Below are 14,121 nucleotides of genomic sequence, written 5' to 3' on the forward strand. Positions count from 1 at the left end.
TGTGGCCCTGCTGCCCCGGCCCGCGGGCGTACGCTCGGGACGTGGATGTCCTCCGGTTGGGTGTCGTTCCCTATCGCGAGGCCTGGGAGATGCAGCGGACCCTGGCCGATGACCGCCGCCACGGACGCGGCTCCGACACGCTGATCCTGCTGGAACACCCCGACGTCTACACGGCGGGCCGGCGGACGGGCGCGGGTGACCGCCCGGTCGACGGGACGGAGGTCGTCGACGTCGACCGCGGCGGCGGCATCACCTGGCACGGCCCGGGGCAGCTGGTCGGCTACCCGATCGTGCGGCTCCCGATGCCGCTGGACGTCGTGGCCTACGTACGGGCACTGGAGGCCGGCCTGATGGCGGCCTGCGCCGAGTTCGGTCTCGAGACCCGGCGGGTCGAGGGGCGCACGGGCGTGTGGACATCCGACGGCCTGCGCAAGCTCGCCGCCATCGGGGTCCGGGTGAGCTGGAAGGTCACCAACCACGGTTTCGCGCTGAACTGCGATCCCGCGCTCGCCGCGTTCGGTCGGATCGTCCCGTGCGGGATCTCGGACGCCGGCGTGACCAGCCTGAGCAGGGAGCTGGGCCGGCCGCTGCCGGTGGCCGAGGCCCGCCCGGTGGTCGAACGGCACATGCTCACCGCGCTCGCCGACTACCTGGCCACGGGCCTGGCCGCCGAGGCCGGCCGCCGGCCGGCAGGCGCGGAGGACAGCACGGGCAAGGTGGCCGGCACGGACACGGCGGGCACCGCGGGCAGGGCAGCCACGGCGGGAACGTCCGACACGGATCTGATCGGCGCGGGGCTCGCCGGCGGGAAGGTTCACCGATGACCGCGGTCGCTCCCGAAGGCCGGCCGCTGCTGCGGCTGGAGGCGCGCAACGCGCAGACGCCGATCGAGCGCAAGCCACCGTGGATCCGCACCCGGATGCGCACCGGTCCGGAGTACACCGACGTGCGCAACCTGGTCCGCGGGGCCGGCCTGCACACGGTGTGCGAGGAGGCCGGCTGCCCGAACATCTACGAGTGCTGGGAGGACCGCGAGGCCACCTTCCTGATCGGCGGGGACGTCTGCACCCGCCGCTGCGACTTCTGCCAGATCGACACCGGCCGCCCGGCCCCGCTGGACGTCGACGAGCCGCGCCGGGTGGCCGAGTCGGTCTCGACCATGGGCCTGCGCTACGCCACGGTGACCGGTGTCGCCCGCGACGACCTGCCCGACGGCGGGGCGTGGCTGTACGCCGAGACCGTCCGGCAGATCCACGCCGGGTCGCCGGGCACCGGGGTCGAGGTGCTGATCCCGGACTTCGGCGGCCGTCCCGAGCAGCTCGGCGAGGTCTTCGCCGCCGAGCCGGAGGTGCTCGCGCACAACGTGGAGACGGTTCCGCGGATCTTCCGCCGGATCCGGCCGGGGTTCCGCTACGAGCGCTCGCTGGACGTCCTGACCCAGGCCAGGGCGGCCGGCCTGGTGACCAAGTCGAACCTGATCCTCGGGCTCGGCGAGACCGACGACGAGGTCTCCGAGGCTATGACCGCGCTGCACGAGGCCGGCTGCGACCTGCTCACCGTCACGCAGTACCTGCGGCCGACCCCCCGACATCACCCGGTGGAGCGCTGGGTGCGACCCGAGGAGTTCGTGGAGTGGGAGCGGCGCGCCACCGGCATCGGCTTCGCCGGTGTGCTGTCCGGTCCGCTCGTCCGGTCGTCGTACCGCGCCGGACGCCTGTACCGCCAGGCAGTCACCGTACGTAGTAATACTGCCACTGTAGAGGCTGATCTGCCCGAAAGTGTGTCCGACGACTCTCACGCCAGGTGATGACTCGACTGGTGGCGACTACCGCGAGCGACTAAGCTCGGCTCTGCGTCACACGGCGGTCACGAGATTCGCCGTTGCGCAGGGGTCGTCGCCACCTTGCGGACATCGCGGCGACATCTGCGCCCTTCACACTCGGTGCTGTTCCGGCGGGAGCTCCTCCCGCCTCGGGCGCCACGACCGCGTCGGGAGGTCGTCGACACCGTGTTCCGCTCACTCCTCAGCGCACTCGAGGAACTGACTCTTCTCGTCCTGCCCCATGGCGGGCAGCGCACCGCGCGCCACAACGCCTGGCGCGCCGCCACCGACCTGCACGTCACCACCGGCTACCGCTGGGTCGACCAGATCTCCGTGTCCGCACTCGAACCCTCCCCCGCCCCGCCGCCCGCGCCGCCGGCCCGGGCCACGTTCCCCGTCCCCCGGATCTCGGCGCCACGGGTCTCGCCGGTGCGCTCACGGGCGGCGGCCGCCGCCCGTTCCTGACCTCCGTTACCGGAGCAGTCGCCAGGCACCCCGTTCGAGGCCGTAGGCTCGCGTCTATGGCGCTGCGGAAGAAGCCGGCCGGAGCCGGCGGGGAGCCGGTGCTCGCGGCCGCGGGTGGAAGCGGAACGACGGGTGGCGGGGCCGCCCGCCGGCCGGGTGGAACGGGTGCGGCCGGGTCACGCGCGGGCGCGCGCGGGGGTGCCCAGAAGGCTGGGGACCCGAAGGCGGGCGGGCCGACCGGCGGCGCCCCCAAGGGTGGATCCCCGAAGGCCGGTGGCAGGGCCCGCCGGGCCGGTAGGTCCGACCAGGCTGGCCAGAGCGGTCCGTCCGACCCGCCGGCCAAGGCCGGCCGGAACGCGCGGGCCGCTACACCGCCGCCGCCCGCTGGTGGTGGTGGCGGCGGCGAGCCTGGTGGGGCGCGCGCCAGGCTCGCGCAGATCCGCCTCGTATACAAGATCACCAAGCAGCGTGACCCGCGGGTGCTGTGGCTGAGCCTGCTCGGGCTCGCCGGCCCGATCGCGGTCGGCGTCATCCTCGGGGTCTTCGTCGGCCCGCTGTACGTGTGGCTGCCGATCGCGGTGCTGCTCGGGCTGGTCGTCGCGCTGAACGTGTTCAGCCGGCGCGTCCAGAAGACCGCGTACGCCGAGATGGAGGGCAAGCCGGGCGCCGCCGCCGGCGTCGTCGAGCGGATGCGCGGCGACTGGCGGCTCACCCCCGCCGTCGGCGTGAACCGGCATCAGGATGTGGTCCACCGCGTGGTCTGTCGGGCAGGCGTGATCCTGATCGCGGAGGGTCGCGGGCGCGGCCCGCGCGAGCTGCTCGTCGCGGAGAAGCGCCGCATCCGCAAGATCGTCGGCGAGGCGCCGCTGCTCGACTACGTCGTCGGGAACGGCGAGGGCGAGATCCCACTGCCGAAGCTGCAGAGCACGCTCATGCGGCTGCGCCGCGAGCTGCGCAAGCGCGATGTGGACGCCCTCGATCGCAGGCTGAAGGCCGTCAGCGCCCCGGCGCTGCCGATCCCCAAGGGCCCCATCCCGCGGAACATCCCCCGCGGCGGCCGGCTCCGCTGAGCCCGCACCCCGACTGCCCGAACCCCGACTGACCGGGCCCCGACCGTCCGGGGCCCGGTTCGCCGGCCCCGGTGCTGCCGGGGTGCCGTCCCGCCGCCGGCACCGTCCCGCCACGGGGCGGCTGAACCGGCACGGCCGGCACCCCCCGGGCCTACCGGGCCGTCCGGTGGTGCGGCTCGGGGCTCCGCGCGGGCTCAGGTCGTCGGTGAGGTGACCGGGTCGCGCACGACCACCGTTCCGGCGGCGCGGTCGTGGGTGCCACGCAGGTCGCGGTCCCAGATGAAGATCGGGATGAACAGCGCCAGCAGCAGTGTCCGCACGACGATCCAGGGCCAGCTCTGGCGCGCCCCGTCGCGCACCCGGATGACCCGGATGCCCGCCAGCCGCATGCCGATGGTCTGCCCGACGACGGCGACCAGCAGGAGCTCCTCGAGCAGGAACGCTCCGTACACGGCCAAGCCGCGCGCATCCCCCGCGGCGCTGACGCCGACGAGGAACAGGACTCCCACCAGCAGGTTCGCTATCACCGCGTCGACGGCATAGGCGACAAGGCGGGGACCGAACCCCACCACCGAACCGGGGCCCTCCGCCGGGAGCCCGAGTCGGGCTCCGGGTGGTGTGTCCCGAGGCAGCCCGGGCCCTTCCAGCCAACCTCCGAGTGCGCGTCCCACGGCGCAAGCCTATGCGGCGATCCCGCGCCAACCGGGCGATGACGTACCGTCACGAACGCCGTTACGGTAACATCTCGGAAACAACCCGGTGATATCCCCGGTACGCCATGCGGTCACATCACGCAACCGACCGGAGCGTACCCTGTCAGTCCATGGATACCTGACAAACGCTGGAGGGTGGATGTTCACAAACGCCGACGACGTGCTCCGTTATATCCGGGACGAAGGCGTTCAGTTCATTGACGTACGATTCTGTGACCTTCCCGGGGTGATGCAGCACTTCACAATCCCCACGGAGGTTTTCTCCGAGTCGGTCTTCAGCGATGGGCTCATGTTCGACGGATCGTCGATCCGCGGATTCCAGGCGATTCATGAATCTGACATGCTGCTCCTTCCGGACCCTCGGACGGCGTTTGTCGACCCGTTCCGCGAGCACCCCACCCTCGCAATGACGTTCTTCATCCACGACCCGATCACCAAGGAGCAGTACTCGCGCGACCCGCGCAACATCGCCAAGAAGGCCGAGGCCTACCTGCGCGGCACGGGGATCGCCGACACCGCCTACTTCGGCCCCGAGGCCGAGTTCTACATCTTCGACGACGTCCGCTACGACTACAACCCCTACGGGTCGATGCACGCGGTCGACTCGGTGGAGGCCGCGTGGAACACCGCGCGGAAGGAGGAGGGCGGCAACCTCGGATACAAGCCCCGGTTCAAGGGCGGCTACTTCCCCGTGCCGCCGACGGACCACTTCACCGACCTGCGCTCGGAGATGACCCGGGTGCTCTTCGAGGTCGGCATCACCGTCGAGATGCAGCACCACGAGGTCGGCACCGCCGGCCAGGCCGAGATCGACATCAGGTACGACACGCTGCTCAAGACGGCCGACAACCTGATGCTCTACAAGTACGTGATCCGCAACGTGGCGCGCAGCCGCGGCAAGACCGTGACCTTCATGCCCAAGCCCCTCTTCGAGGACAACGGGTCCGGCATGCACACCCACCAGAGCCTGTGGAAGGACGGCGAGCCGCTCTTCTACAGCCCGAACGGGTACGGCGGCCTGTCCGACACCGCGCGCTACTACATCGGCGGACTGCTGCACCACGCGCCGGCCCTGCTCGCGTTCACCAACCCGACCACGAACTCCTACCGGCGGCTCGTGCCCGGCTACGAGGCCCCGGTGAACCTCGTCTACTCGGCGCGCAACCGCTCGGCGTGCTGCCGGATTCCGCTCGGCGGCGACTCGCCGAAGGCGAAGCGGGTCGAGTTCCGGGTGCCGGACCCGAGCTGCAACCCGTACCTGGCGTTCGCCGCGATGCTGATGGCCGGCCTGGACGGCGTGAAGAACAAGATCGACCCGCCGGACCCGATCGACAAGGACCTCTACGAGCTCCCGCCGGACGAGCTCGCCGCCGTTCCGCAGGTGCCCGGCTCACTCGAGAAGGTCCTCGACGCCCTCGAGGCCGACAACGAGTTCCTCCGTGAAGGAAACGTCTTCACCCCCGACCTCATCGAGACCTGGATCGACTACAAGCGGGTGAACGAGGTCGACGCCATCCGGCTGCGCCCGCACCCGTACGAGTTCAGCCTCTACTACGACATCTAGACCGCGATATCCCTCCCGGTCCGGAGCGGCGCCACCAACGGGGCGGGCGGACTCCCACCACACCTGGCGAGAGCGGCGCCGGGGGCTTCTCGTATGACCTACGGCCCACCCCCGGCGCCACCCACCCGACAGCCGCTGCGACCTGCGGCTGGCCCTTCCCCGAACACCGCCGGCGACGGTGGGCGGATATCAGCTGATGACGGACGGCCCGTGTCCACGAACCCGTGGGCACGGGCCGTCCGTCGTTACGGCAGCTTTTCCGGGGTGGTTCCCGCGAACCGGCGGGTATTCGCTTCCGCGCCGCGACTATGGCCGTGCAGCAACACCCCGGTGACCGAGAATTAACACCCCGGGAACTGATTGGAAACGAGGCCCGACGAAGCTCCGGACGAACCCTGCGTCAGTCGCGGCCGGGGTCGGCCCTCCCCCGGCCGATCACACAGTCGCTCCGTCACGTGCCACGTCAACCACGGGGAGTACGAGTGAGCTCCAAGTCGAAGAGCTATCAGGCCGAGTACATCTGGATCGACGGCACCGAGCCTGAGCCGTTGATGCGGAGCAAGACCCGCATCGTCAAGGGCGGCAAGGAGCCGGAGATCTGGGGCTTCGACGGCTCGAGCACGAACCAGGCCCCGGGTTCGAACTCCGACTGCGTCCTGCAGCCTGTCTTCACCTGCCCGGACCCGCTGCGCGGCGGCGACAACGTGCTCGTGCTGTGTGAGGTCCAGCTGACCGACTTCACCCCGCACCCGACGAACACCCGCGCCGCCGCCCGGGCGGTGGCCGAGAAGTACGCCGACATGTCACCGATGTTCGGCATCGAGCAGGAGTACACGTTCTTCCAGAACGGGCGTCCCCTCGGCTGGCCGGCGGCCGGGTACCCCGAGGCACAGGGCCCGTACTACTGCGGCGTCGGCGGCGAGAAGATGCCCGGCCGGGACATCGTCGAGAAGCACACCCAGGCGTGCCTGGACGCCGGCCTCGCGATCGAGGGCACCAACGCCGAGGTCATGATGGGCCAGTGGGAGTTCCAGATCGGCGTGCTGCCGACCCCCGCGATCGGCGACCACATCTGGGTCGGCCGCTGGCTGCTGCACCGGATCGCCGAGGACTTCGGCGCGTCGGTGTCGTTCGCCGCCAAGCCGATGGCCGGTGACTGGAACGGCGCCGGCGCGCACACCAACTTCTCCACCAAGCAGACCATGGAGAGCTGGGACGCCATCGTCGCCGTCTGCGAGGCGCTGGGCACCCGGGTGATGGAGCACGTCACCCACTACGGTGACGGCATCGAGCTGCGGCTGACCGGCAAGCACGAGACCGCCCCCTGGAACAAGTTCTCCTGGGGCGCCTCGGACCGCGGTGCGTCGATCCGGATCCCGTGGGCCGTCGAGAAGGCCAAGAAGGGCTGGATCGAGGACCGCCGGCCGAACGCCAACATGGACCCGTACGTGGTCTCCTCGCTGATCGTCGACACCTGCTGCAGCGCGCTGGCCGGCGACAAGCCGACCCTGTTCGTGCCGTCGCAGACCGCCGACGCGACCGCCAAGGTCTGACCGCCAGGCCGCGTGCGGCCTGGCGTCACACGACAGGTCCGTGGCCTCCGGCGACCCGCCGGGGGCTACGGACCTGATTGCCGAGATCAGCGCAGCCCGCTGACCGCGCCCACATCGCCCGCCGGCTGAAACGGAGCGATACGGACGACCGCCTCGTTGAAATCGAGGGTGGCACCGCAACCGGTGGGCACCGCGGGGGTGTCGACGATGAGTTCGATGGTTCTGCTTGACACAAAGGACTTCCACTTGATCAGATCCCGGCTTCGGGCCGCGTCCAGATCAAGATCGCCCTCTGTCACGAGGCCAGCGGCGCCCGCGAAGACTGCGTAGTGGACCTGTAGGCCGCCGCAGCGCCCCTGGTCCCCGGTCAGCTCTGGTAGAGCGCTGAACGCATGGGCGACAGCCCCGTCAGAGACAGTGAAGATCGTCTCGGCGCGGATGCGCCCAGGAGTCAGGTCGTAGGCCAAGTCGTACGAGACGCCTTCGAACAGCCCCACAACGGCCGAGGCTCGAAGGCGATCCACACGGTCTCCCGTTCGGGCCATCGCCTGCAGGTGCTCCTGCGGAGTACGCGGACCGACCGTCTCGAAGGCGATCATTCTCGCCATAGCGATGATCAGGACGGCGGCCCGCAGGCCCGCTCTGGCTCGCCAGCCGAGACGCGGTGGGCGGGCAGGCCCCGGTCCGGGCACGGCCGTCGACGGCTGCATAACCCCGCGACCTGTCGGCGGTGGCGCTGACGATTGCCGCGCGGCCGAGACCACGTTGGCCGCGGCCGTTCGCCGGGCCAGTTCCCGGGTGAGCATTTCAACCTGATGGCGCAGGACTTCTTTCTGTCCGTACGCCTCTCGGGCGCGACTCTCAGCGGTTTCGGCCCGGCGGGTGGCCTCGACCTGGCGGGTGAGAGCCGTGACGATCTCGCCCCGCTGACGCTCGACGACGGCTTCCAGCTCGATGAGGCGATGACGTAGTCCGTCTGCGATCGCCTCCGCAGCCGCCTCAAGGGCCTGTGCCGGCGCCCCGGCAGTGTCCTCGGGTAACCGGGGTGGGTGCGTCTGCCCTCGGCGCTGGCAGCAACCCGCTTACGGCCCCCGGCCGGCGGCGAGCCGGGTCCGGTCGGAGATCCGCCTCGGTACTGCCCGCATCCCCGGTGCCCGCCAGGTCGTAATGCCCCTGTCGCAGCTGGTCGACCGCGCGCCGTACGGCGGCGAGCTGACGGGCGAACCCACCGGCCGCCAGCACCTCCTCGACAAGTTTTTCCTCGTCCGGTCTCAGCGGCCATCTTCGTCTCGCCCGTGAACCTACAGACCAGTGGACGTATTCGACACGCGCAATCCACAGGACCTTCTCCCGGACCGGTTCCGGCTGAAGGAGAAGATAACGCTCGGCATCTTCCCAGCGAAGCGGAACCTCTCCTCTGAATTGCCTGTTCGCCCGGGTCCTGCCGGCCGGCGTCTGGTCCAGCGAACATTTGTACAGCGGCGTCCCAAAACATTTTTTGAGCAGGTGGAAGAAATCCAGAAGCTCCCTGTGGTCCGGCTCGACGCCCACGGCGACCCGCGGAACACGACCGCCCTTGGAGGCCCTGCCGTCACGCACGTTCCGACTCCTTGACCATCTCGTTGCAACAGGTCAGAAGCACTGCAGGGCAGCTGGTCTCCGGGTTCCTCCGCATCGCTGACACCGCGGTAACAACCCCTTGCAACATCGTCGCAACTCCCGTCTCAATTCGAGTTTCGTCGCCACAGAAACGCATCTTCACGTCCGCTAGTTGTTTCTATTGCCAGGAGCGTTCCCGGACAGTCTTATGGATGCCGGCATACCGACGGTACGCGGGTACCTAAGAGAGGGAACAGCATGCCCCATCCCAACCGTGACTACACGCAGCTGAGCGCGCCGCTCGCTCCAATGGCACTCACGGCGCTCGCCACGCATTTCCTCGGAGTCAGCCCCGAGACGGCGGCGATCGCCAGCTACGCCCTTTGTCTGTGCGTGTCCGCTTCCTGCGTCCCTGGTCGCCCGACCAGTTCCTCAAGACGTCCCCGCCGCCGGAACGCCCCGCGGGCCCGCGGCGGCCGCCACCGGCTCCGTCGCCGTCGCCGCCCCCGCGGAGCCAGTCAGCCGTGAGCGATGTGCTGCTCGCGGGCGAAGACGTCCTCCACCACCGAGCGGGCGCGGGCAGCGGCGCGGCGGTAGTCACCGGGCAGTTCGCCCACCGCCTCCGCCGGGTAGCCCAGCGCGCGGGCGACCCGCTCGAGACCGGGCGGGCCAGCCGGGAGCAGGTCCCCGGCCTGGCCGGAGGTGAGCATGATCCCGTTGCGGACCCGGGACGCGAGCGTCCAGGCGGCGTCCAGGGCGGCGAGCTCGCCCGCGGTGACCAGGCCCGCGCGGGCCGCGGCGCGCAGGGCGTCCCGGGTGGCGGTGGTGCGCAGGTCCGGCAGCCGCCAGGCGTGGCCGAGCTGGAGGATCTGCACCGTCCACTCGACGTCGGTCAGCCCGCCCGGGCCGAACTTCACGTGCAGGGCGCGGTCGGCGCCGCGGGGGATGCGTTCCCGTTCCATCCGCCCGCGCAGCCGCACGGTCTCGGCGATCGTGCCGGCGGGCAGCCCGCGCGGATGGCGGACCCGGTCGACGAGCCGGCAGAAGCGGCCCGCGAGCTCCGCGTCGCCGGCCAGCGGCTGGGCGCGCAGCAGGGCCTGAGCCTCCCACGCCAGCGACCACCGGTCGTAGTACGACGCGTAGCCCTCGAGCGTGCGGGACAGCGGCCCGCTGCGTCCCTCCGGGCGCAGCGCGGCGTCGAGCGTGAGCCGCGGGTCCGGCCCTGGCAGCGCGAGCAGGCGGTGCAGCTCACCGATGATCTCGGCGGCGAGCCGGGCCGCGCGCGCCTCGCCGACCCCGGGCTCCGCCTCGTGGACGAAGAGCACGTCGGCGTCGCTGCCGTAGGACAGCTCCCCACCGCCGAGCCGGCCCATCGCGACGACGGCCAGCCGGACGGGCAGCCCGTCCGAGCCACCGCTGACGCCGGCGACCTGGCGGCGCGCGGTCAGCAGGGCGGCCTCGATCGTGGCCGCGGCGGCGTCCGAGAGGGCCCGGCCGACCGCGCCGACGTCGAGCAGGCCCAGCAGGTCCGCGCAGGCCACCCGGACCAGTTCCACCCGGCGCACCGCCCGGGCCCGACCGACCGCGTCCTCGGCGTCGGGGTTGCGGTGCGCGACCGCGAGCAGAGTGCGTACCAGCGCCTCCCGCGGCACCGGGCGCAGCTCCTCCTCGGTGCGCAGCAGCCGCACCGACTCCGGCGCCCGGGCCATCAGGTCGGCGACGTAGCGGCTGGTGGCCAGCACCCGGGCGAGTCGGTCGGCGGCGCCGGCGGAGTCCCGCAGCAGCCGCAGGTACCAGGGGGTGCGCCCGAGCGCCTCGCTGACCTGCCGGTACGCCAGCAGCCCGGCGTCGGGCTCAGGGGCGTCGGCGAACGCGGGCAGCATCGCCGGCAGCAGGTGCCGCTGGATGGCCGCCGTGCGGCTCACGCCGTTCGTCAGCGCCTCGATGTGACGCAGGGAGCGGGCCGGGTTGGCGAAGCCGAGCGCGGCCAGCCGGTCGGCGGCCTCCTGCGGGGTCAGCCGCATCTCCTCCGCGGACAGCCGGGCCACGGCCTCCAGCAGCGGCTGGTAGAAGAGCTTCTCGTGCAGGGAACGGACGAAGCGGGCCACCCGGCGGTGCTCCGCCTCCAGCTCGGTGGCGCCCGGCAGGCCCATGCACCGGGCCAGCCAGCGCAGCTCCCCGGGATCGCGCGGCAGCGTGTGCAGCCGGCGCAGCCGCTGTAGTTGCAGCCGGTGCTCGGCCGCGCGCAGGAACCGGTAGGCGTCGGCGAGCCCGGCGGCGTCGCGGCGGCCGACGTACCCGCCGCGCGCCAGCCCGTCGAGGGCGTCCAGGGTGGACGCGACCTGGAGCTTGGCGTCCGCCCGGCCGTGCACCAGTTGCAGCAGCTGCACCGCGAACTCGACGTCGCGCAGCCCGCCGGGGCCGAGCTTGAGGTTGCGGTCGGCCTCGGAGCGTGACAGCGAACGCTCCACCCGCCGCCGCATGGCCCGGATGTCGGCGACGAACCCGGGGCGGGAGGCCGCCGTCCACACCATCGGGGCGACCATCGCGGCGAACCGCCGGCCGAGCTCGGTGTCACCGGCGATCGGGCGGGCCTTGAGCAGGGCCTGGAACTCCCAGGTCCGGGCCCAGCGCCGGTAGTAGGCCCGATGGCTGTCGAGGGTGCGCACCAGCGCGCCGTGCCGCCCCTCCGGGCGGAGGTTGACGTCCACCTGGAACAGCTCGCCGGCCGCGGTCGGCGTGCCGCAGACCCGGACGACCCCCTCGGCGAGCCGCGTCGCGGTGCGCAGCACCGCCTCCAGACCCGGCGCCGCCTCCGGCATCCGCGCCTGCACAGTCTCAGTCCCAGCCGCCGTCTCAGTCCCAGCCGCCGCCTTCGGCGTCAGTACCGGCTCGGCCACGAACAGGACGTCGACGTCGCTGACGTAGTTCAACTCGCACCCGCCGCACTTGCCCATCCCGATCACGGCGAGGCGGACGGGGACGTCGCCAGGCCCGAGCCCGGCGCGGGCCACGGCGAGGGCGGCGTCGAGGGCGGCCCCGGCGAGGGCGGCGAGCTCGGCGGTGGCGTCGTCGAGGGTCACCGCCCCGGTGAGGTCCCGCGCGGCCAGGACGAGCAGGGCGCGCCGGTAGGCCAGGCGCAGCGCGTCCAGCACGTCCGGGCCGGCGCCGCGGGCGCGGGGCTCGACGGCGCCCGGGTCCGCGCCGACGGCCCGCAGCAGCCTGCCGCGGGCCGCCACCGGATCGACCGGGCCGGTCATCGCCTCGTCGGAGTCCAGGATCGCCCAGTCCCCGGGGTGCGCGACGAGATGATCACCCAGTGCGGAGCTCGCGCCCAGCACCGCGACCAGCCGGCGGCGCAGGCCCGCCCGGCTGGCGAGCGCGGTCAGCAGCCGCGCGCCCGCCAGCGTGTCCTGGGCGTCCGGCGTGTCCTGGGCGTTCAATGCGTCCAGCAGCCGGTCGAGGCAACGCAGCGCCCGGTCGGGATCGGCGGCGGCAGCGAGCTCGCCGACGACGGCGCTCACCGCGAACCCGCCCGCGCCGTCATCCACCGGCAGCAGCCCGATCCGCCGCATGGTCGCGGCGACCCGCTCGACGTCGGAGAAGCCGAGCCGGGCAAGCTGCGCGGCGGCCGTGTGGCGCCGCCGGTCAGCGGCCGGGACGGTCATCTGACGGGAACGGTCAGCCGGCCGGGCGCGGTCACCCGGTGGGGTACGGACGTCTGGTGGGGCATGGGCGCGTCTTCCGGAGGAGCGGCGGCCCGCGGCCGCCGGCTCCTCACAGGGTCGGGAGGTACCGGTCGATCTCGAACGGCGTGACCTGCCTGCGGTACTCGATCCACTCCGAGCGCTTGTTGCGCAGGAAGAAGTCGAACAGCTCGTCACCGAGGGTCTCCCGGACGAGCGAGGACGTCTCCATGGTCGCGATCGCCTCGGCGAGGGACCCGGGCAGCGCGGTGATGCCGCGCTCCCGGCGCTGCGCGTCCGTCAGCGTCCACACGTCGTCGGCCGCCGGTGCCGGGAGGTCGTACCCGCCCTGTACCCCGCGCAGGCCGGCGGCGAGCATCAGCGCGAAGGTCAGGTACGGGTTGCAGGCGCTGTCCGGTGACCGGAACTCGACCCGGGCCGCGTTGGACTTGTTGAGCTTGTACAGCGGCACCCGGATGAGCGCCGAGCGGTTGTTGTGGCCCCAGCAGACGTAGGCGGGCGCCTCCATCAGCTCACCGGCACGCTGGTCGCCGACCAGCCGCTTGTAGGAGTTCACCCACTGGTTGGTGACCGCGGTGATCTCGGCCGCGTGCACCAGCAGCCCGGCGATGAACGCCTTGGCCACCTTGGAGAGCTGGTACTCGTCGGTCGGGTCGTGGAAGGCGTTGCGGTCGCCCTCGAACAGGCTCATGTGGGTGTGCATGCCGGACCCGGCCTGGTCGCTGAACGGCTTGGGCATGAACGTCGCGTAGATGCCCTGGCGCAGCGCCACCTCCTTCATCACCTGCCGGAAGGTCATGATGTTGTCGGCGATGGTGAGCGCGTCGGCGTAGCGCAGGTCGATCTCCTGCTGGCCCGGCGCGACCTCGTGGTGGCTGAACTCCACCGAGATCCCGAGCCGCTCCAGCACGCCGATGGCCTGCTGGCGGAAGTCGTGGCTGATGTCGTTCGGGGTCAGGTCGAAGTAGCCCGACTCGTCCACCGGCGGCGGCATCGGGCCACCGCGCGTCGGCGGGTGCTTGAGCAGGAAGAACTCGATCTCGGGGTGGGTGTAGAAGGTGAACCCGGCGTCGGCCGCCCTCGCCAGCGTGCGGCGCAGCACCCAGCGGGAGTCCGCGACCGCGGGCGTCCCGTCCGGCATGACCAGGTCACAGAACATGCGGGCGGTCATCGGGTGCTCGCCGCGCCACGGCAGCACCTGGAAGGTCGACGGGTCGGGCCGGGCGAGCATGTCCGCCTCGTGCACCCGCGCGAAGCCCTCGATCGCGGAGCCGTCGAAGCCGATGCCCTCGGCGAGCGCGCCCTCCAGCTCGGCCGGCGCGATCTCGACCGACTTCAGCACCCCCAGGACGTCGGTGAACCAGAGCCGGACGAACCGGATGTCGCGTTCCTCGAGGGTGCGAAGAACGAATTCCTGTTGTTTGTCCATGAGCCCTCCGCGCTGAGGTGTGGACTCGTCGGCACGGCTCCCCGAGTCAACTTCCGGTGATCTTCCCCCGGATGCGCCGCCGCCCGATACTCCGAGCCGGGGCGCGGCGCCCCCGGGTACTTTGACCCGAGAGTAGCGACTGATCCGACCCGACGCGCCTGACGTTACAGCGAAGTTGCGCCGCCGCAACCGCTCGTAC

General features: G+C 71.8%; 11 protein-coding genes. 7 read left to right on the top strand and 4 right to left on the bottom strand.

Features of this window, described 5'->3' with window-relative positions:
- Nucleotides 1-41 precede the first annotated feature (41 nt).
- From lipB to AC559T_RS22220, 4 genes are all read left to right on the top strand, one after another.
- Nucleotides 42-824 (top strand): lipoyl(octanoyl) transferase LipB, encoded by a 783-nt coding sequence (lipB, locus tag AC559T_RS22205; RefSeq protein WP_198541404.1) that lies wholly within the window; start codon nucleotides 42-44, stop codon nucleotides 822-824.
- Nucleotides 821-1,807, top strand: coding sequence for a lipoyl synthase (lipA, locus tag AC559T_RS22210; RefSeq protein WP_112105679.1), 987 nt, complete (start codon nucleotides 821-823; stop codon nucleotides 1,805-1,807). Before lipB ends, lipA begins: the two co-directional genes overlap by 4 nt.
- A gap of 201 nt (nucleotides 1,808-2,008) precedes the next feature.
- A complete protein-coding gene (locus AC559T_RS22215) occupies nucleotides 2,009-2,287 on the top strand; it encodes a hypothetical protein (protein WP_131626779.1) in 279 nt (92 codons plus the stop codon).
- A gap of 56 nt (nucleotides 2,288-2,343) precedes the next feature.
- The gene (locus AC559T_RS22220; protein ID WP_498869983.1) at nucleotides 2,344-3,357 is read left to right on the top strand and encodes a DUF4191 domain-containing protein; all 1,014 of its coding nucleotides are present in this window, start codon (nucleotides 2,344-2,346) and stop codon (nucleotides 3,355-3,357) included.
- 194 nt (nucleotides 3,358-3,551) lie between these two features.
- On the opposite strand, the gene AC559T_RS22225 is transcribed toward AC559T_RS22220, so the two are convergent.
- Nucleotides 3,552-3,926 carry an RDD family protein gene (locus AC559T_RS22225; protein WP_071065401.1) on the bottom strand — a complete coding sequence of 125 codons (375 nt, stop codon included), beginning with the start codon at nucleotides 3,924-3,926 and terminating at the stop codon, nucleotides 3,552-3,554.
- A gap of 283 nt (nucleotides 3,927-4,209) precedes the next feature.
- Here AC559T_RS22225 and glnA point away from each other — a divergent pair, with 283 nt between their 5' ends.
- Together glnA and glnII are read left to right on the top strand one after the other, a co-directional pair.
- Nucleotides 4,210-5,634, top strand: a complete 1,425-nt coding sequence (gene glnA / locus AC559T_RS22230) for a type I glutamate--ammonia ligase (RefSeq protein WP_020459379.1) — start codon at nucleotides 4,210-4,212, stop codon at nucleotides 5,632-5,634.
- A 482-nt stretch (nucleotides 5,635-6,116) separates the two neighbouring features.
- Nucleotides 6,117-7,187 (top strand): glutamine synthetase GlnII, encoded by a 1,071-nt coding sequence (glnII, locus tag AC559T_RS22235; RefSeq protein ID WP_071065378.1) that lies wholly within the window; start codon nucleotides 6,117-6,119, stop codon nucleotides 7,185-7,187.
- 86 nt (nucleotides 7,188-7,273) lie between these two features.
- Here glnII and AC559T_RS22240 read toward each other — a convergent pair whose 3' ends face one another.
- Nucleotides 7,274-7,786, bottom strand: coding sequence for a hypothetical protein (locus AC559T_RS22240; protein ID WP_498869984.1), 513 nt, complete (start codon nucleotides 7,784-7,786; stop codon nucleotides 7,274-7,276).
- Nucleotides 7,787-8,002: 216 nt separating this feature from the next.
- On the opposite strand from AC559T_RS22240, the gene AC559T_RS22245 reads away from it, so the two are divergent.
- Complete coding sequence (locus tag AC559T_RS22245) at nucleotides 8,003-8,158, top strand: hypothetical protein (RefSeq protein WP_165938730.1); 156 nt, start codon at nucleotides 8,003-8,005, stop codon at nucleotides 8,156-8,158.
- Nucleotides 8,159-9,304: 1,146 nt separating this feature from the next.
- Here the strand turns inward: AC559T_RS22245 and AC559T_RS22250 are convergent.
- Nucleotides 9,305-12,454: a bifunctional [glutamine synthetase] adenylyltransferase/[glutamine synthetase]-adenylyl-L-tyrosine phosphorylase gene (locus AC559T_RS22250; protein ID WP_112106826.1), complete on the bottom strand. Its 3,150-nt coding sequence runs from the start codon at nucleotides 12,452-12,454 to the stop codon at nucleotides 9,305-9,307.
- Between the two features lie 109 nt (nucleotides 12,455-12,563).
- On the bottom strand, nucleotides 12,564-13,922 hold the full coding sequence (locus tag AC559T_RS22255; protein ID WP_071065381.1) for a glutamine synthetase family protein: 1,359 nt from the start codon (nucleotides 13,920-13,922) through the stop codon (nucleotides 12,564-12,566).
- Nucleotides 13,923-14,121: the final 199 nt, after the last annotated feature.

Source organism: Frankia sp. Hr75.2 (assembly GCF_949319125.1).
GTDB lineage: Bacteria > Actinomycetota > Actinomycetes > Frankiales > Frankiaceae > Parafrankia > Parafrankia soli.